General features: G+C 68.3%; 17 protein-coding genes. 9 read left to right on the top strand and 8 right to left on the bottom strand.

Going from position 1 to position 16,310, the window contains the following annotated elements:
- Positions 1 to 37 precede the first annotated feature (37 nt).
- Complete coding sequence (locus tag B146_RS0114430; RefSeq protein WP_019997162.1) at positions 38 to 307, top strand: DUF6460 domain-containing protein; 270 nt, start codon at positions 38 to 40, stop codon at positions 305 to 307.
- Positions 308 to 316: 9 nt separating this feature from the next.
- Here the strand turns inward: B146_RS0114430 and B146_RS0114425 are convergent, their stop codons facing one another.
- From B146_RS0114425 to B146_RS0114415, 3 genes are read right to left on the bottom strand one after another with little or no spacing between them, the layout of a single operon-like run.
- Positions 317 to 1,216 (bottom strand): histone deacetylase family protein, encoded by a 900-nt coding sequence (locus B146_RS0114425; RefSeq protein ID WP_019997161.1) that lies wholly within the window; start codon positions 1,214 to 1,216, stop codon positions 317 to 319.
- 15 nt (positions 1,217 to 1,231) lie between these two features.
- Entirely contained in the window at positions 1,232 to 2,347 is a 1,116-nt protein-coding gene (locus tag B146_RS0114420) for a quinone-dependent dihydroorotate dehydrogenase (protein ID WP_019997160.1), read from the bottom strand.
- Positions 2,344 to 2,697 carry a DUF952 domain-containing protein gene (locus B146_RS0114415; RefSeq protein ID WP_019997159.1) on the bottom strand — a complete coding sequence of 118 codons (354 nt, stop codon included), beginning with the start codon at positions 2,695 to 2,697 and terminating at the stop codon, positions 2,344 to 2,346. Before B146_RS0114415 ends, B146_RS0114420 begins: the two co-directional genes overlap by 4 nt.
- 178 nt (positions 2,698 to 2,875) lie before the next feature.
- On the opposite strand from B146_RS0114415, the gene B146_RS0114410 reads away from it, so the two are divergent.
- The 4 genes from B146_RS0114410 to B146_RS0114395 all read left to right on the top strand — a co-directional run bounded on the left by B146_RS0114410 (position 2,876) and on the right by B146_RS0114395 (position 6,249).
- Entirely contained in the window at positions 2,876 to 3,313 is a 438-nt protein-coding gene (locus B146_RS0114410) for a secondary thiamine-phosphate synthase enzyme YjbQ (RefSeq protein ID WP_019997158.1), read from the top strand.
- Between the two features lie 75 nt (positions 3,314 to 3,388).
- On the top strand, positions 3,389 to 3,844 hold the full coding sequence (gene mscL / locus B146_RS0114405; RefSeq protein WP_019997157.1) for a large conductance mechanosensitive channel protein MscL: 456 nt from the start codon (positions 3,389 to 3,391) through the stop codon (positions 3,842 to 3,844).
- Between the two features lie 120 nt (positions 3,845 to 3,964).
- Positions 3,965 to 5,134 (top strand): pyridoxal phosphate-dependent aminotransferase, encoded by a 1,170-nt coding sequence (locus tag B146_RS0114400; RefSeq protein ID WP_026358617.1) that lies wholly within the window; start codon positions 3,965 to 3,967, stop codon positions 5,132 to 5,134.
- Positions 5,131 to 6,249, top strand: coding sequence for an AbrB family transcriptional regulator (locus B146_RS0114395; RefSeq protein ID WP_155897509.1), 1,119 nt, complete (start codon positions 5,131 to 5,133; stop codon positions 6,247 to 6,249). Before B146_RS0114400 ends, B146_RS0114395 begins: the two co-directional genes overlap by 4 nt.
- A gap of 78 nt (positions 6,250 to 6,327) precedes the next feature.
- Here the strand turns inward: B146_RS0114395 and hemA are convergent, their stop codons facing one another.
- The 3 genes from hemA to B146_RS26175 all read right to left on the bottom strand — a co-directional run bounded on the left by hemA (position 6,328) and on the right by B146_RS26175 (position 8,853).
- Entirely contained in the window at positions 6,328 to 7,605 is a 1,278-nt protein-coding gene (gene hemA / locus B146_RS0114390; RefSeq protein ID WP_026358616.1) for a 5-aminolevulinate synthase, read from the bottom strand.
- A gap of 129 nt (positions 7,606 to 7,734) precedes the next feature.
- Complete coding sequence (locus B146_RS29515; protein ID WP_019997153.1) at positions 7,735 to 7,905, bottom strand: hypothetical protein; 171 nt, start codon at positions 7,903 to 7,905, stop codon at positions 7,735 to 7,737.
- 33 nt (positions 7,906 to 7,938) lie between these two features.
- Positions 7,939 to 8,853, bottom strand: a complete 915-nt coding sequence (locus B146_RS26175) for an NAD-dependent epimerase/dehydratase family protein (protein WP_019997152.1) — start codon at positions 8,851 to 8,853, stop codon at positions 7,939 to 7,941.
- Between the two features lie 72 nt (positions 8,854 to 8,925).
- On the opposite strand from B146_RS26175, the gene B146_RS0114375 reads away from it, so the two are divergent.
- Both B146_RS0114375 and B146_RS26170 read left to right on the top strand, forming a co-directional pair.
- The gene (locus B146_RS0114375) at positions 8,926 to 9,477 is read left to right on the top strand and encodes a sugar transferase (protein WP_019997151.1); all 552 of its coding nucleotides are present in this window, start codon (positions 8,926 to 8,928) and stop codon (positions 9,475 to 9,477) included.
- Positions 9,467 to 10,165 carry an endonuclease/exonuclease/phosphatase family protein gene (locus tag B146_RS26170; RefSeq protein ID WP_019997150.1) on the top strand — a complete coding sequence of 233 codons (699 nt, stop codon included), beginning with the start codon at positions 9,467 to 9,469 and terminating at the stop codon, positions 10,163 to 10,165. The genes B146_RS0114375 and B146_RS26170 overlap by 11 nt, the downstream gene beginning before the upstream one ends.
- 7 nt (positions 10,166 to 10,172) lie before the next feature.
- Here the strand turns inward: B146_RS26170 and B146_RS0114365 are convergent, their stop codons facing one another.
- Positions 10,173 to 11,678 carry an ABC transporter substrate-binding protein gene (locus B146_RS0114365; protein WP_019997149.1) on the bottom strand — a complete coding sequence of 502 codons (1,506 nt, stop codon included), beginning with the start codon at positions 11,676 to 11,678 and terminating at the stop codon, positions 10,173 to 10,175.
- 230 nt (positions 11,679 to 11,908) lie between these two features.
- Between B146_RS0114365 and B146_RS0114360 the strand changes: the two genes are divergently transcribed.
- On the top strand, positions 11,909 to 12,997 hold the full coding sequence (locus B146_RS0114360) for a siderophore-interacting protein (RefSeq protein ID WP_019997148.1): 1,089 nt from the start codon (positions 11,909 to 11,911) through the stop codon (positions 12,995 to 12,997).
- Positions 12,998 to 13,004: 7 nt separating this feature from the next.
- Here the strand turns inward: B146_RS0114360 and B146_RS0114355 are convergent, their stop codons facing one another.
- Positions 13,005 to 14,333: an NAD(P)/FAD-dependent oxidoreductase gene (locus B146_RS0114355; protein ID WP_019997147.1), complete on the bottom strand. Its 1,329-nt coding sequence runs from the start codon at positions 14,331 to 14,333 to the stop codon at positions 13,005 to 13,007.
- A 207-nt stretch (positions 14,334 to 14,540) separates the two neighbouring features.
- Between B146_RS0114355 and B146_RS0114350 the strand changes: the two genes are divergently transcribed.
- A complete protein-coding gene (locus B146_RS0114350) occupies positions 14,541 to 16,283 on the top strand; it encodes an ABC transporter ATP-binding protein (protein WP_019997146.1) in 1,743 nt (580 codons plus the stop codon).
- The last annotated feature ends 27 nt before the right edge of the window (positions 16,284 to 16,310 follow it).

Raw genomic sequence — 16,310 nt, 5'->3', positions numbered from 1 at the left:
ACCTCCAAGGTCTGAAACCGGGCCGAGAAGAGGTGCCATGTCCAGCCGATTGACGACTTTTCTGGGTGGCTCGCCCTTGGGCGTGATCGTGCGCCTTCTGGTCATCTCGCTTCTGGTGGGCGTCGTCCTGTCCTGGCTCGACCTGCGGCCGGCCGAAATCCTCGACAGCCTTGTGAATCTCGTCCACTGGGCCTGGGTCAGCGTCTTCGGTTCGCTGAACCGCGCGGTCGACTACGTGCTCATGGGCGCGGCGATCGTCGTTCCGATCTTCCTGATCTCGCGCCTCCTGAAGACGCGCGGCGTCTGAGCACTCGGCTCAGACGAACTCCGCCGCCGTGCGATGCAGGATCGTGTGGCGGCGGGACAGCGCCTCGATGTCGCGCGAATAACCACCGCCGATGACGCCGACGATGGGAATGCCGCGCTCGCGAAAGAAGCCGATGACGCGGCGGTCGCGTTCGGCCAGCCCTTCGTCCGAGAGGGCGAGACGCCCCAGCCGGTCGTCCCGGTGCGGATCGACGCCGGCATTGTAGAAGACGAGATCGGGCCGCGCTGCCGCGAGGCTGTGGGCGAGGAGATCGGGCAGAAGCGCCAGATAGGCCTCGTCCTCCATCCCGTCCGGCAGCGGCACGTCGCAGTCCGAGCGCGCCTTCTCGTGCGGATAGTTGCGCTCGCCATGCATGGACAGCGTGTAGACGAGCGGATCGCCCTCGAAGATGCGCGCGGTGCCGTCGCCCTGATGAACGTCGCAGTCGAACACGAGAACGCGCCCGAGCGTCCCCTCGTGCAGGAGCGTCGCGGCGGCCACCGCCACGTCGTTGAAGACGGAAAAGCCCGCGCCCCCCTCGCGGCTCGCGTGATGGCTGCCGCCCGCCGTGTTGCAGGCGAGCCCGCCGTCGAGCGCTAGCCGGGCGGCAAGAAGCGTGCCACCCGTGGCGCAGCGCGAGCGCAGGGCGACCCGCGCGTCCACCGGAAAGCCGATGGCCTTTTCGGTCGCGCTCGGCACGGTCTGCGTCAGGACCGCTTCGACATAGGCGGGGTCATGCGCGAGTTCGAGCTCGTCCGGCGAGGCCGGCGCCGGCACATGGAAGCCAGCCGGCACCAGACCGTCCTCCACCAGAATTTCGGCAAGCCGCGTGAACTTGCGCATGGGGAAGCGATGCGCCTCGTCGAAGAGCGCGTCGAAGGCCGGGTGATGCACGAGCGGCAGCGGCATGGCGGCGCCCCCGCCTCAGACCCGTTCCTGCTCCCAGCCGAGCGGCGGCGTGCCGGCGAGGATGTCGTCCACCTTCGAATCTCTGAGATGTGCGATCGTGTCGAGCCCGGTCTTGTCGAGAAAGCGGATCATGTCCTTGAGGATGCGGATCGGCAGCTCCGGTCCGCCATAGACCATCGCGCTGTAGAGCTGCACGAGGTCGGCGCCGGCCTCGATCTTGGCGAGCGCCGTGCGCCCGTTCTCGACGCCGCCCGCGCCGATCAGCGGAAATTCGGGGCCGAGCGCGCGGCGGAAGGCGGCGAGAACATAGGTCGAGCGCGCAAAGAGCGGCCGGCCCGACAGGCCGCCGATCTCGTTGGCGAGGGGGCTGCCTTCCACGCCATGGCGCGACAGCGTCGTGTTGGAGACGATCAGCCCGTCCACCTTGCGGCGCTTGGCCGTCTCGGCAATGGCCTCCACCTCGTCCAGCGTCAGGTCGGGCGCGACCTTGAGGAAGAGGGGCTTGCGATCGGTCGCCGTCAGTGCCGCCGCGCCGTCGCGCGCCGCCACCGCGTTGGACAGGAGATCGTCGAGATCCGAGCCCTTCTGGAGATTGCGCAGGCCCGGCGTGTTGGGCGAGGAAATGTTGATCGTCAGATAGCGGGCGAGTTCCGCGAAGCGGTGGATGCCCGTGACGTAATCGGCGATGCGATCGGCCGAATCCTTGTTGGCGCCGATATTGACACCGACGAGACCGGGCTTGCGCGCGCGCTTTTCCAGCCGTTCGGCGACTTCGGCATGGCCCTCGTTGTTGAAGCCGAGCCGGTTGATGACGGCGGCCTTCTCGGGAATGCGGAAGATGCGCGGCTTGGCGTTGCCCTCCTGCGGCAGCGGCGTCACCGTGCCGATCTCCACGAAGCCGAAGCCGAGCCGAAGCATGGCGTCCGGCACCTCGGCGTTCTTGTCGAAGCCGGCGGCCAGACCCAGCGGATTGCCGAAGGAGAGGCCCGCGACCTCGACACGCAGGCGCGCGTCGAGCGGAATGTCCTGCCGGCGCACGAGCCCGCGCTTCAGCGCTTCGATCGCCAGCTTGTGCGCGCGCTCGGCGTCGAGCTGGAAGACGAGAGGGCGGGCCAGATCGTAGAGACTCATCGAACGCTTTCCGGGAAGAGATGTACGCCGTCTTCGCCGAGCGGCAGATCGCGCACATAGAGCACCGCGTCGAGCGAGAGCGGCGCGTAGAGATGCGGGAAGAGCGCGCCGCCGCGCGAGGGCTCCCAGCGCAGCGCGTCGCCGAGCGCGCCCGGGTCCACCGCCACGAGGAGCAGCGTCGTCTCGCCCGTGAAATGCTTGGCCGCCGTTTCGCGCACCTGCTCGGCGGTGGAGAAGTGAATATAGCCGTCGGCGAGGTCCACCGGCGCGCCATCGAACCGGCCGGTCGCCTCGGCTTCCAGCCAGTCGCTCCGGGGCGTCAACTTATAGATGGGGGCTTGCGTGCTCATGATCGTTCCGCTGCCAGACCTTGCCAGCAAAAGCAATTTCCTGGTGTCCACGCAATCACCAAAGCTCGTGGGCGCCGTCCCGGGAGCGAGCCGGCTCGCGCCTGCGACCGCGCGTCTTTCCGCCTGACGGCGCTGACCTATCGTAGCCCGGCGAGGACCCAAGGGAAGGAAGCGCATCATGCAACGGGCGGACCGGCAGTTCATCGAGACCCTTGCCATCGACACGCGCGGGCGCGGCTTCACGGACATTTCGCGCCGCGTGAACGAAGTGCTGGCGGCGGAAGGGGCCGGCGATGGGCTCGCGACGCTCTTCATCCGCCACACCTCGGCCTCCCTCACCATTCAGGAAAACGCCGATCCGGACGTGCGCACCGATCTTCTCGCCGCCTTCGATCGGCTGGCGCCGGAAAACGCGCCCTATGTCCACACGATGGAGGGGCCTGATGACATGCCCGCCCATATCAAGACGGCGCTGACCGACACGAGCCTGTCGATCCCGGTTTCACGCGGGTGTCTGATGCTCGGCACGTGGCAGGGGATCTACCTGTTCGAACACCGCGCCCGCCCGCACCGGCGCGAGGTCGTCGTGCATTTTCTGGGGTCCGAGCGCGCGTAGAGCGGGTGGCGGCATCTTGCCGCGCGGNGNGCGAGCCACACCTCCTCATTCAACGCGGGCCGATGGGGGATGGCAATGCTCAAGGAGTTTCGGGAATTCGCCCTGAAGGGCAACATGGTCGATCTGGCGATCGGCATCATCATCGGCGCGGCCTTCTCCGGCCTCGTCAATTCGGTGGTGGCCGACCTCTTCATGCCGCTGATCGGCCTCGTGACGGGCGGCGTGGATTTCACCAACAAGTTCGTCGCGCTCAGCGGCAATGTCACCGCCTCGAGCCTCGCGCAGGCGAGAGAGCAGGGGCCGGTTCTCGCCTATGGCAACTTCCTGACGCTCCTGATCAATTTCGTGATCGTCGCCTTCGTGCTCTTTCTCGTGGTGAAGGGCATGAACCGCCTCAAGCGCAAGGAAGAGGCCAAGCCGCCGGAACAGAAGAAGGTCCCCCGCGAGGAGGAGCTTCTGGAGGAGATCCGCGATCTTCTGGCGGCCGGGCGCGGCGCGCGGCCGGGACAGGTGCCCGGCACCGGGCTTTGACGGTTCCTTCCGGGCGTTACACGGCTCGAAGGGCTTGACGGGCGCGCTGGAAAGACCGACTCCCCGGCTGTCGCTCGCCGGGTGGTCGGCGGAGCGAAGCATTGGGGCGAGTTTCGCGACGTGAGCCATCTTCATCGACTTCGAGCCGGCGCCTTGGCCGCTCCCGAAAGCGGCATCGTGGCCGTCATCAATCATGCGCGCGGGCGCGACGGGCTGATCCCGCTCTGGGCAGGCGAGGGCGATCTGGCAACGCCCTCCTTCATCGCCGATGCCGCGGCCGAAAGCCTGAAGGCGGGCGAGACCTTCTACACCTGGCAGCGCGGTCTTCCCGAACTGCGCGCCGCCCTGGCGTCCTATACCGAACGCCTCTACGGGCGTGCGACCTCGCCCGAGCGCATCTTCGTGACCGGCTCGGGCATGCACGCGATCCAGACGGTGGTCTCCGCCCTGGTCGGCGCCGGGGACGAGATCGTCTTCATCGCGCCGCTCTGGCCGAATTTCGAGGCGGCGGCGGCGCTGTCCGGTGCCAAGCCCGTGCCGGTGGAACTGCGGTTCGACGGCACCGACTGGCGCTTCGACGCCGAGCGCCTGCGCGCCGCGATCACGCCGCGCACCCGCGCCATCTTCGTCAACACGCCCAACAATCCGACCGGCTGGACGGCCGATCGCGAGACGATCCGCGCGATCCTGTCGGTCGCCCGCGAGGCCGGCATCTTCGTGATCGCCGACGAAATCTACGCCCGCTTCTTCTACGAGGGCGGCCGCGCGCCGTCCTTCCATGACGAGATGCGGGACGACGACGCGGTGATCTTCGTCAACTCCTTCTCCAAGAATTGGGCGATGACGGGCTGGCGCGTCGGCTGGATCGAGGGGCCGAAGGAACTCGGCAATCTGATCGAGAACCTCATTCAATATTCCAACTCCGGGGTCGCGGCCTTCATGCAGCGCGGCGCGGTGGCCGCGATCGAGCAGGGCGACGCCTTCGTGGAGGAGCAGATCGCGCGCGCCCATAAGGCGCGGGACATCTTCTCGCAGGCGCTTCTCTCCACCAACCGCGTCCGCCTCGCGCCGCCGTCCGGCGCCTTCTACGCCTTCTTCGCGATCGACGGTATCGACGACGGCTACAAGGCCGCCTTCCGCATCGCCGACGAGGCGGGCGTCGGCCTCGCGCCCGGCACCGCCTTCGGAACGGGAACGCGGGCCTATCTGCGCGCCTGCTTCCACCGCCGCCTCGACGAGGTGGAGGAGGCCGCGCGGCGTCTGGCGCACTGGATCGGAACCGAGGCTTGAGCCCCGCTCAGGCGGGGGTGAGATTCGCCACGACCCTTGCCCTCGGAACGCTCGGCGGCGCGCTCGCCGATCTGTCCGGCCTGCCGGTGGCCTGGCTGCTCGGCGCGACGATCACGATCGCCGTCGCCAGCCTGTCGGGCGTTCCGGTCTTCATCCCGACCCGGCTGCGCGACGTGACCTTCTTCATTCTGGGCATCCAGGCCGGCTCGGGCGTGACGCCCGACGTCGTGAACCAGCTGGCGCTCTGGCCGCTGTCCTTCCTGATCCAGATGGTCGGCGTCGCCTGCGTCGTCGTCGTCACCAACGTCTTCCTGCAGCGCGCCTTCGGCTGGGACCGCGAGACGGCGCTTTTCGCCTCCTTGCCCGGCGCGCTGTCCTTCGTGCTCGCCGCCGCGTCGGAAACCAAGGCCGACATGACGCGCATCATCGTGGTGCAGTCGACGCGCCTCCTGCTTCTGATCGGCGCCTTGACGCCGCTTCTCGGCTGGCTGGAAGGCGGGGAGGTCGTCAATGACGGTCTTCGTGGCGGCATCGTCGGCTCGCCGCTGCAATATGGGCTCCTGATCGGTTCCGCGCTGCTTCTTGCCTGGCTCGGGGTGCGCTCGCGCGTGCCGGGCGGGCTGATCCTCGGCGCGCTGCTCGCCAGTGCCTTCATGCACGGCACGGAGATCGCCCCGGTGGCGATCCCAACCTGGATCGCGACGCCGGCCCTGATCGTCCTCGGCTGCACCATTGGAGCGCGGCTGCGGCGGGAGGATCGCAACGCGATGTTCCAGCTTCTGCCGGCCTCGCTCGGAGCCTTTGCGATCGGTATCGTCCTGTCGGGTCTGGCGGGGCTCACGGCCCTTGCGCTTCTCGGCATTTCCTTGGGCAAGATCGCGCTCGCCTATGCGCCCGGCGCGCTGGAAGCGCTGACGGTTCTGGCCTTCCAGTTCGATCTCGACCCGGCCTATGTCGCCGCGCACCATGTCGTGCGCTTCATGTGCCTCGCCCTGGTCGTGCCCTTGCTCGCCAAGCGCCTGCCGCGCCAGCGCACCGAGCGCAACATCGTCCAGCGCGAGGCGGCGCCCGATGCCGACGCGCGCGACACGAGCGGCCCCGACACGCCGGCCTGAAGCAAAAGCTCCCTCAGACACGAAAACGCCGGGCGCGAAGCCCGGCGTTTTCATTTGGATAGCTTGACCGAGAGCGGCTCAGCCGCCGGCCTGCGCGACCACGAGCGAGGTCACGTCCTCGCGGCGCTCCTCGCCCTCGGGCCGGTCGGACGCGAAGGGAATGCCGAGCGCCGTCCAGGTTTCCACCAGCGCGTCGCGGAGCGTCGCGATCAGCGCGTCGCTGTGCAGCGGCGTCGGCGTGATGCGCAGGCGCTCGGTGCCGCGCGGCACGGTCGGGTAGTTGATCGGCTGGATGTAGATGTCGTGGACCTTCAGGAGGCGGTCGCTCGCCTGCTTGCAGAGGTCGGCGTCGCCGACGAGCACGGGCACGATATGCGTGTCCGAAGGCATGACGGGGAGGTCGGCCGCCGCGAACTCGGCTTTCGCCTGCGCGGCCTGACGCTGCTGTCCGTCGCGCTCGGCCTGCGAGCCCTTGAGGTGACGGATCGAGGCAACGGCGGCGGCGGCGAGCGCCGGGGGCAGGGCGGTGGTGAAGATGAAACCGGGGGCGTAGGAGCGCACCGCGTCGATCAGCGCGCGGCTGCCCGTGATATAGCCGCCGAGAACGCCGAAGGCCTTGGCCAGCGTTCCCTCGATCACGTCGAGCCGATGTGCGACGCCGTCACGCTCCGAGATGCCGCCGCCGCGATGGCCGTACATGCCGACCGCATGAACCTCGTCGATATAGGTCATGGCGTTGTAGCGCTCGGCGAGATCGCAGATTTCGGCGATCGGCGCGATGTCGCCGTCCATGGAATAGACGCTCTCGAAGACGACGAGCTTGGGGCGCTCGGGATCGGCCGCCTTCAGAAGCTCTTCGAGATGCTGGAGGTCGTTGTGCCGGAAGACATGCTTGCGGCAGCCCGACTTGCGCACGCCCTCGATCATCGAGGCGTGGTTCAGCTCGTCGGAGAAGATCAGGCAATCGGGAAGGAGCTTGGCGATCGTGGAGATCGACGCCTCGTTCGACACGAAGCCCGAGGTGAAGACGAGCGCGGCTTCCTTGCCATGCAGGTCGGCGAGCTCGCGCTCCAGCTCGACCAGGGGATGGTTGGTGCCCGAAATGTTGCGCGTGCCGCCGGCGCCCGAGCCCATGCTGGTCGCCGTGCGGGTCATCGCGTCGAGAACGCCCGGATGCTGGCCCATGCCGAGATAGTCGTTGGAACACCAGACGGTGATTTCCCGCGCCTCGCCCTCGTTGCGCCAGAGGGCGGTGGGGAAGCGACCGACGATGCGTTCCAGATCCGCGAAGACCCGGTAGCGCTTTTCGGCATGAAGAGCTTCGATCGCGGACTCGAAATGGGACTGATAGTCGATCATCCGGAACTCCTTCGTGAGAAGGGTTCTAAGGTTCTCGACCCTCAAAGTCCACCTGTCGCAGACCTGTCGAGCAAGGTCGAAGCGGGATTGTCCCATGCAGGAATGCATGGCCCACTTATCAGGCCCCTAGGCCTCGTTTTCGGCGTCCTCGTCGCTCGGCATCAGGCCCGGCCGCTCGGCCGTTTCGCTGCGCGAGCGCGCCTGTGCCTTGCGGCGCCGGAGGTTCTCCTTCAGCGTTTCCTCGAGTCGCTTCTGGCGCTGGATCTTGGCGGGGTCGGTGGGCGTATGAGCTGACATGTCGCACAATCTACAGAAGGGCGTGGGGCTTCATCAAGACCGCTGCGGGGCCGAGTCGGACAAGGCGTCGCGCAGTCCTTCATCCAGCGTCTGCGGCGGCGTCCAACCGGCGCGGCGGAGCTTCGTCGTCTCGGCTTCCAGCCCGGCGAAGAGCCGGTCATGGACCTCGCTCTTTCCGAGTGCGCGCGCCGCCGCGCGCAGGAGACCGCCCGGCAAGGTCACGAGACTCGGCGAGCGCCCCCGAAGCGTTCGCACGCGGGCGACGAACTCGCCGAGCCGCAGCGCCTCGCTGTCCGCCACAAGAAAGGTCTCACCCGCCGCCCGCTCGTCCGTCAGCGCGAAGGCGATCGCATCCGCCGCATTCCGCCGCGACAGGAAGCTGCGCCGCGCCCCGCCGCCGAAGGGCAGGGGCAGGGGCCCCTGCGCCAGCCGAAGCAGCGCATGAACGCCGCCGCGCCCGCCCTCGCCATAGACAGGCGCGAGACGCAGCACCGTGCCACTCGTCGCGCTGCCTTCCACGGCGCGCCGGAGCGCGGTTTCGGCGGCGAGCTTCGAGGCGGCATAGCTGTTCTGCGGCGCGGTCGGGCTATCCTCCCGGATCGGCGCGGGACTGAACGGGTGAACGAGAAGCGTCGAGGCGAGAACGAACCGGCGGGCGCCGCTCCGCACCGCGCGATCGGCGAGCGCCATCGTCGCCGCGACATTGGCGCGCATGAGGGCTGCGTCATCGCGCGAGGCCGCGTCGCCGCGTTCGGGGTTGAGGGCGGCCAGATGCGCCACGGCGTCGAGCCGGTCCGGCCAGTCGGCCCAGCCGTCGATGGCGGCGAGATCGCCGGGAAAGCCGCTTTCGCCCCGGCGCGGGGCCAGAACCTCGTGCCCCTGTGCGCGCAGAAGGGGAACGAGCGCGCGGCCGATGAAGCCGTGGCCGCCGGTGACGAGAATGCGCATGGGCTCGACTTTCCCTGACCTCTGGCCGCGTGCCGCTTGCCCTTGGGGGCCGGTTGCGGCAATCGCTGCGTCATGAAGCGTGTGTTCGACATTCTGGCAAGCCTTGCCGGCCTTCTGGCTCTCGGCTGGTTGATCGGTCTCCTCGTGATCCTGGTGCGCCGGGACAGCGAGGGGCCGGGTCTTTTCGCGCAAACACGGGTCGGCCGGCAGGGGCGACCCTTCACCTGCTACAAGCTGCGCACGATGCGGCAGGGCACGGCATCCGTCGCCACCCACGAAATGTCGAGCTCGGCCGTCACGCCGCTCGGCAAGAAGCTTCGGCGCTGGAAGCTGGACGAACTGCCCCAGCTCTGGAACGTCCTGCGCGGCGACATGAGCTTCGTCGGCCCGAGACCTTGCCTGCCCGTCCAGCGCGAGGTGATCGAGGAGCGCGAGACGCGCGGCGTGCTGGCGCTGCGGCCGGGCATCACGGGTCTGGCGCAGGTGCGGGGCATCGACATGTCGACGCCGGTTCTCCTCGCCGAAACCGACGCAGCCTACCTCACAGGTCGCAGCTTCACGGGCGATCTCGTCCTGATCCTGAAGACCGTCACCGGCAGCGGGCAGGGAGACCATGTCCGCTAGCGGCGCGCTGCGCGTCGCGACCTGGAACATCCACGGCTTCTTCGGCGAGGGGCGACGGCCCGATTTCGAACGCACGATCCGCCTGATCCGCGCGATCGACGCCGACATCATCGCCCTGCAGGAAGTGGACGGGCGCGCCCATCTCGGGCGCGAGCCCTTCGCCTTCGAACGCCTGCGCGAGGCGCTCGCAGATCATGTCGCGGAGGCGCGGCTCTTCGGAGCGCGCGGACGAGACTACGGCCATCTCCTCTGGTCCCGCCATCCGCTGCGCGACGTCAAGGTCCACGCGCTGCCGGGACCCGGCTTCGAGCCGCGCGCGGTGATCGAGGCGGAGGCGGAGACACCGCTCGGCCGGGTCCGCTGCCTTGCCGCGCATTTCGGCCTGCGCCCGGCCGCGCGGCAGCGGCAGGCGGCGTTCCTGTCGGGTCTCGTGCGGCCCGGCGAGGCAGCGATCGCGCTCGGAGACTTCAACGAATGGCGCGCGTCGGGGGCAGTGGACGCCGAACTCCGCGCCGTGCTGCCGCAGGTCGTCCAGCGGCCGAGCTGGCCGGCCAAGCGGCCTTTCATGCCGATGGACCGGATCTATGCGAGCGCGGACTTGCAGCTCGAAAGCGCCGAAGCCTTCCACGACGCCGCGCCCGGCTCCGACCACCTTCCGGTGGTCGCGAGCTTTTCCCTCCGTCGCTAGAGCCGCGTCAGCGGACCCAGCGCACATCCGTCAGATCATTGGAAGGGATCGGCTCGTTGTGCCAGAGCCCCTGCAGATCGGTGTTCCAGAGGCCGAGCTTCGGCATGACAAAGAGGTAGAGCGCCGGCACGTCGCGCGCCAGGATCTCCTGCGCCTTGCCATAGAGCGCGAGCCGGTCCTTGTCGTTCACCGTGCGCTGCGCCTCGCCGATCACCTTGTCGAACTCCGGGTTGGCGAAGCCGAAATAATAGTCGGGCCGCGCGTAGATGCCGATGTCGAGCGGCTCGGCATGGGCGACGATCGTCATCTCGAAATCGTGGCCCTTCAAGACCTGATCCACCCAGACGGCCGGAAACTCGGTCGGCACGATGCGAAGCGTGACGCCGATCTCCGCGAGCATCGCCTGGAGGATTTCCGAGCTGCGCGTCGCATAGCTCATCTGCGGCGAGCGGATGCTCAGCTCGAACCCGTTGGGATAGCCGGCTTCCGCCAGGAGCGCCCTAGCCTTGGCCGGGTCGTAGGGCAGAACACCCGTGAGGTCACGATAGCCGGGGTCGTTCGGCGTGTAATGGCTGCCGATCGGCGTCCCGAAGCCGCCCCAGGCGCCGTCGATAAGCGTCTGGCGGTCCACCGCCATCATCAGGGCCTGGCGCACGCGCACGTCGCTCAGCGGCTTCACGCGGCTGTTGAGGCCGGCCACGACCTTCAGTTCCGTGTTGCCGACGACCTGCGCGAATTTCGGATCGGCCTTGAACGTGTCGTAGAGTTCCGGCGCGCCGAATTCAGGGAAGGCGTCGACGTCGCCCGCCTTCAGGGCGGCGCTCTGGGCGGTCGGATCGCTGATGAAGCGGAAGGTCGCGCGGGCGAGCGCCGGCTTGTCCTCCGCGTTCCAATATCCGTCGAACCGCTGCAACGTCAGCCGATCGCCCGCGCGCCATTCGGCGAAGCGGAACGGGCCGGTGCCGACCGGATCGGTGCGGTTGCTGGCCGCGCTCTTGGGCTCGACCATGACCGAGGAGGGCCAGCCCAGCCAGTAGAGGAGGTTGCCCGAGGGCTCGCGCAGCTTCAAAACCAGCGTCGCCGCGTCGGGCGTCTCCACCGCATCGATGACCGAGAAGAAGGCCTTCTGCGGATTGGTGGAATCGGCCGACCGCGCCCGGTCCAGCGTGAACTTCGCAGTCGCGGAATCGAAGGCGGCGCCATTGTGGAAGCGGACATTGGCGCGCAGCTTGAAGGTGAGGGTCTTGCCGTCCTCGCTCATGGTCCAGCTCTGCGCGAGCTGGGGCAGAACCTTGCCGGTCTCGTCGATCCGGGTCAGGCCTTCGAAGACGTTCTGCCAGACGACCTGCCCGATCGCCACGGGCGCGGCGATCGTCGGATCGAGGCCGGACGGCTCGATCGCCATGCCGATCGTCACATCGTCGCGCGGTGCGGCCTCGGCGAATCCGCTGGGGCCGAAGGCGAGGGAAAGCGCCACGAGGGCCGGGCCGAGAAGAAAGCGGCGAAGACGCATAGGCAGATAGGCTCCTCGTCTGGACAGGAGGCGTGGTGCGGCCGACTGCCGCGCCGCCTCGAACGGAGCGAAGGGCAACACAAGCCCGCGCCAAAGTCGAGCGCCGTCCCGTCTCCGAAATATGACTGTGTCTGTCATCTTTATTGACGAGCCGGTGAGCACCGCGTTAGACGGGCAGCGTCCCCCCGCCTCGCGGTGGCGGCCACCGCAGTCCACCGGACGAAGATCGCATGACCTCTGCATTCCTGGCGCATCTCGGCGTGCCGCTGGACGATCCGAACTGGTTCCTCCGGGAACTCGCCCGCCATCTGCCCGACGACATGCCGACCGAGGTCGATCCCGCGCGCGAGACCGTTCTGCCGGTTCACGGCGGGGCGCTCGCCCGCATTCGATTCACAGAGGGCCGCGCGACCATCGCGCTGGAAGCCGATGACGCCGCCCGCCATGGCGTCGCCAAGGGCATCGTCGCCTATTACGTGCAGAGCGTGTTCGGGTCGGCCTGCCCACCGCTCGTCTGGACCGGCGACGGCGCGGGCACGACCGAACTGCCGCATTTCCGGGAAATGCGGGTCGTCGGCGCCGAGACGATCAGCCCCAACATGCGTCGCGTGCATCTGTCCGGCGAGCGCCTCGAGCGCTTCGTCAGCGGCGGGTTGCATGTGCGCCTTCTGTTTCCGCCCGAAGGCCGCGAGCCGGTCTGGCCCACCGCCGGCCCGGCGGCGCTACCGATCTGGCCGGAAGGCGAGGACACGTTGAAGACACGCGTCTACACGGTGCGCAGCGTCGATCCGGCGGGCGGGCGCATGGCCGTGGACGTGGTGCTGCACACGCCGCCGGGGGCGGGATGCCGCTGGGCGCGCACGGCGCAGCCGGGAGACCGCGTCGGCCTGCTCGGCCCGGGCGGCGGCGAAATTCCCTCGGTCGGCTGGGTGCTGGCGCTCGGCGACGAATCGGCGCTGCCCGCCATCGCCCGCTCTCTGGAGGAGATGGGGCCGGAGGCGCGGGGCGAGGTCTTCGTCGAGGTGGACGGGCCTGCCGACGAACTGCCGCTCACGAAGCCCGATGGCGTGCGCCTTCGCTGGCTGCACCGGGCGGGCCAACCGGCCGGCACGACCTCGCTGCTCGTGGACGCCGCCCGGTCCGTGATCTGGCCGGGCGGACCGGATGTCTTCGTCTGGGCCGCCGCGGAGTTCAACGCCTTCAAGGACATCCGCCAGTTCTGCCGCAAGGAGCGCGGCCTGAAGAAGAACCAGCACCTCGTGGTCGCCTATTGGCGGCGCGGCCTATCGCAGGATGCGGAGGGCGCGTCCGAAGACTGACCCCGCCTTAAACGCTGGTCGTCGGCCTCGGGCGCGAGCCGTCGGAGAAGCGCGACAGGCGGAAGGCGGCGGGGTCCACCAGGGGCGTGGAACCCGTGACGAGATCGGCACACAGGCGGCCCGCCGCCGGGGCGATGCCGAACCCATGGCCCGAAAAGCCGGTCGCGATGAAGAAGCCGGGGAGGGACTTCACGCCGGAGATGACGGGCAAGGCGTCGGGCGTCACGTCGATCATGCCGGCCCATTGCTGCTCGATCCGCGCCTTGGCGAAGGCGGGAAAGGCGCGCGCGGCCGCCGCCATCGCGGCGCGGTTCATGTCCTCGATCGGCGCCGGGTCGAGCACGCGCACCCGCTCGAAATGCGAGATTTCATCGGGCGCTTTGGGCGTCCATTCCTGCAGTTCCTCGCGGAAGCGGCCGTCAAGCCGCACCCGCAGCGAGCGCCATTCGAGCTGGAGCGCGGGCAGGAAGTCACGCAGGAAGCGGAAACTGTCCGGCACGACCGACACGAGATTGCTGGCCCCGTTGGCGATCGTGTAGCCGCCGTCGAGCCGCTTGCGAAAGGCGAAGTCGCTCATCCAGGCCGCGCCCTCCGGCCCGTCCAGCGCGCCCGTTCGCAGCGCGGTCGCATGGACCTTGAGCTGCGGCAGGCGCAGATCGAGCGGCATGGTGAAGAGGCGCGACCACGCGCCGCCCGCCAGAACCACGGCGTCGGCGGCCACGCGCCCACGCTCGGTGACGATGCCGACCACGCGGCCGCCCGCCGTGTCGAGCGCGCGAACCGCGCAGCGCGCGACGACCGTCGCGCCCATGCGCCGCAACGCGCCGGCAATGGCGGGGCCGGCCTTCTGCGGCTCGGCACGGCCGTCGCCGGGCGTGTAGAGCGCGCCTTTCACCGGGCGTTGCAGGCCATCGAGAAGCCGGGCCGCCTCGGCGCCGCCGACCATGCGCGAGGTGAGCTGATAGGGGCGCGCGGCGTCGAGCCAGGTTTCGCAGCGCTCGAGCTCGTCCTCGCTGTCGCTGGTGAAAAGGATGCCGCTCTGGCGAAAGCCGGTCTCGGCCCCGACCACGGCGTTCATGCGCGACCACATCTGAACCGCTTCGGCGGCCAGAGCGATCTCGCGCGGGTCGCGCCGGCTGGCGCGGCACCAGCCCCAATTCCGGCTGGACTGTTCGCCGGCGATTTCGCCCTTCTCGCAGACGAGGACGCTGAGCCCACGCTCCGTGAGCGAAAGGGCGGTGCAGAGCCCGATAATGCCGCCGCCGATAATGGCGACATCGACGCGGGCGGGAAGCGTCTCGTCCGTTTCGACCGGATCGATCGGGGGGCTCGGCATGGGTGGTGTCTCTTATCGAATGGGGCGACGCGATCAGGGTCCGGATGTCGCTCAGTCAGACCAACGAAGCAAGCGGGGGCATCGCAGAGCGATAAGTTGACATTATCAGTCCGGATTTCTACTGCCCTACGGGGTGCTTTCCCGCGTCGTGCCATTTTCGCCGATCTGGCCTATGCACGCCCGATCATGCCGAAAGGACGAAGGCCGATGTTGTCGCGCTTCTTCAGCTATTACGCGCCCTGGCGCGGGCTGTTCATTCTGGATTTCTCCTGCGCGGTTCTGGCCGGCCTTCTCGAACTCGCCTTTCCGGTCGCGGTGAAGCTCTTCGTCGACAATCTCCTGCCGAGCGGGGAATGGGCGCTGATCGTCTTCGCCTCGCTGGGGCTCCTTCTCATCTACGTCCTCAACACGGGGCTGAACGCGGTGGTCACCTATTGGGGCCACATGCTCGGCATCAATATCGAGACGGAGATGCGCGCCCGCGCCTTCGACCACCTCCAGAAGCTCTCCTTCGGCTTTTTCGACAATCAGAAGACGGGCCATCTCGTCGGCCGCCTGACCAAGGATCTCGAGGAGATCGGCGAGGTCGCCCATCATGGGCCGGAAGACCTCTTCATCGCCGTGATGACCTTCGTCGGCGCGTTCCTGCTCATGCTTTCGGTGCATGTGGAACTCGCGCTCATCACCGCCGTGATCGTCCCCGTCGGCACCTGGGCGACCGTCCATTACGGCGCGCGCATGACGACGACCTGGCAGTCGATCTACCGAAGCGTCGGCGACTTCAACGCCAGGATCGAGGAGAATGTCGGCGGCATTCGGGTGGTGAAGAGCTTCGCCAACGAGGCGCACGAGCGCGAACTTTTCGCCGTCAACAACCAAGGCTACCGCGCCCGTAAGCTCGACGCTTATCGCATCATGGCCTTCAGCCAGTCGCTGAACTACCTGTCGATGCGCCTGACGCAGATCATCGTCATGGTGGCCGGCACGTGGTTCGTGATCTCGGGCGACCTGTCCTATGGCGGCTTCGTCGGCTTCCTGCTTCTCGTGAACGTCTTCTTCCGCCCGGTCGAGAAGATCGCGGCCGTGCTCGAATCCTACCCCAAGGGCATTGCCGGCTTTCGCCGCTATCTCGACTTCATCGACACGCGCCCGGACATCGCGGACGCGCCCGATGCGGTGGAGCTTGCGCCCGGCGTCGGCGCGGTGGAATTCGACCGCGTCGAGTTCGGCTATCCGACGCGCGGCGCGGTGCTGAAGGGCATCGACTTGTCCATCCGGCCGGGGGAGACCGTCGCCTTCGTCGGCCCGTCCGGCGCCGGCAAGACGACGATCTGCTCGCTCGTGCCGCGCTTCTACGACGTGTCGGCCGGGGCGATCCGCATCGACGGGCTCGACGTGCGCAAGGTCACGCTCGCCTCGCTGCGCCGGCGCGTCGGCGTCGTCAGCCAGGACGTGTTCCTGTTCGGCGGCACGGTGCGCGAGAACATCGCCTATGGAAGGCTCGACGCGTCGGAAGCCGACATTCTCGCCGCCGTCGAACGCGCGCATCTGACGGGCACGATCGCGGCGCTTCCGCAGGGTCTCGACACTGTGGTGGGCGAGCGCGGCGTGAAGCTCTCGGGCGGCCAGAAGCAGCGGCTGTCGATCGCCCGCATGTTCCTGAAGAACCCGGACATCCTCATCCTCGACGAGGCGACTTCGGCGCTCGACACCGAGACGGAGCGGATGATCCAGGCCTCGCTCGCGGAACTCGCGCAGGGACGCACGACCCTCATCATCGCCCACCGGCTGTCCACCGTGCGCCATGCCGACCGCATCGTGGTCGTCTCCGACGGCCGGATCCTGGAGGAAGGGAGCCATGCGGAACTGATGGACCGCAAGGGTGCCTATCATCGGCTGGTGGAAGCGCAGAACGGAATTTTCGACGATGAGCGCGAGGCGGCCGAGTAGGCCTTGCGACCTTCTCGATAGGCCGCC

The organism is Aureimonas ureilytica DSM 18598 = NBRC 106430, assembly GCF_000382705.1.
GTDB classification, from domain to species: domain Bacteria; phylum Pseudomonadota; class Alphaproteobacteria; order Rhizobiales; family Rhizobiaceae; genus Aureimonas; species Aureimonas ureilytica.
Note: the sequence above shows the minus strand (reverse complement) of the source record. Positions and strands in the feature narration are given on the sequence as shown.

Coding starts and splice junctions, on each gene's coding strand:
- B146_RS0114425 (WP_019997161.1), bottom strand. CDS start 1,216: ATGCCGCTGCCGCTCGTGCATCACCCGGCCTTCGACGCGCTCTTCGAC.
- B146_RS0114430 (WP_019997162.1), top strand. CDS start 38: ATGTCCAGCCGATTGACGACTTTTCTGGGTGGCTCGCCCTTGGGCGTG.
- B146_RS0114375 (WP_019997151.1), top strand. CDS start 8,926: ATGAAGCGTGTGTTCGACATTCTGGCAAGCCTTGCCGGCCTTCTGGCT.
- B146_RS0114350 (WP_019997146.1), top strand. CDS start 14,541: ATGTTGTCGCGCTTCTTCAGCTATTACGCGCCCTGGCGCGGGCTGTTC.
- B146_RS0114415 (WP_019997159.1), bottom strand. CDS start 2,697: ATGAGCACGCAAGCCCCCATCTATAAGTTGACGCCCCGGAGCGACTGG.
- B146_RS0114410 (WP_019997158.1), top strand. CDS start 2,876: ATGCAACGGGCGGACCGGCAGTTCATCGAGACCCTTGCCATCGACACG.
- B146_RS29515 (WP_019997153.1), bottom strand. CDS start 7,905: ATGTCAGCTCATACGCCCACCGACCCCGCCAAGATCCAGCGCCAGAAG.
- B146_RS0114420 (WP_019997160.1), bottom strand. CDS start 2,347: ATGAGTCTCTACGATCTGGCCCGCCCTCTCGTCTTCCAGCTCGACGCC.
- B146_RS26170 (WP_019997150.1), top strand. CDS start 9,467: ATGTCCGCTAGCGGCGCGCTGCGCGTCGCGACCTGGAACATCCACGGC.
- B146_RS0114365 (WP_019997149.1), bottom strand. CDS start 11,678: ATGCGTCTTCGCCGCTTTCTTCTCGGCCCGGCCCTCGTGGCGCTTTCC.
- B146_RS0114355 (WP_019997147.1), bottom strand. CDS start 14,333: ATGCCGAGCCCCCCGATCGATCCGGTCGAAACGGACGAGACGCTTCCC.
- B146_RS0114360 (WP_019997148.1), top strand. CDS start 11,909: ATGACCTCTGCATTCCTGGCGCATCTCGGCGTGCCGCTGGACGATCCG.
- mscL (WP_019997157.1), top strand. CDS start 3,389: ATGCTCAAGGAGTTTCGGGAATTCGCCCTGAAGGGCAACATGGTCGAT.
- B146_RS26175 (WP_019997152.1), bottom strand. CDS start 8,853: ATGCGCATTCTCGTCACCGGCGGCCACGGCTTCATCGGCCGCGCGCTC.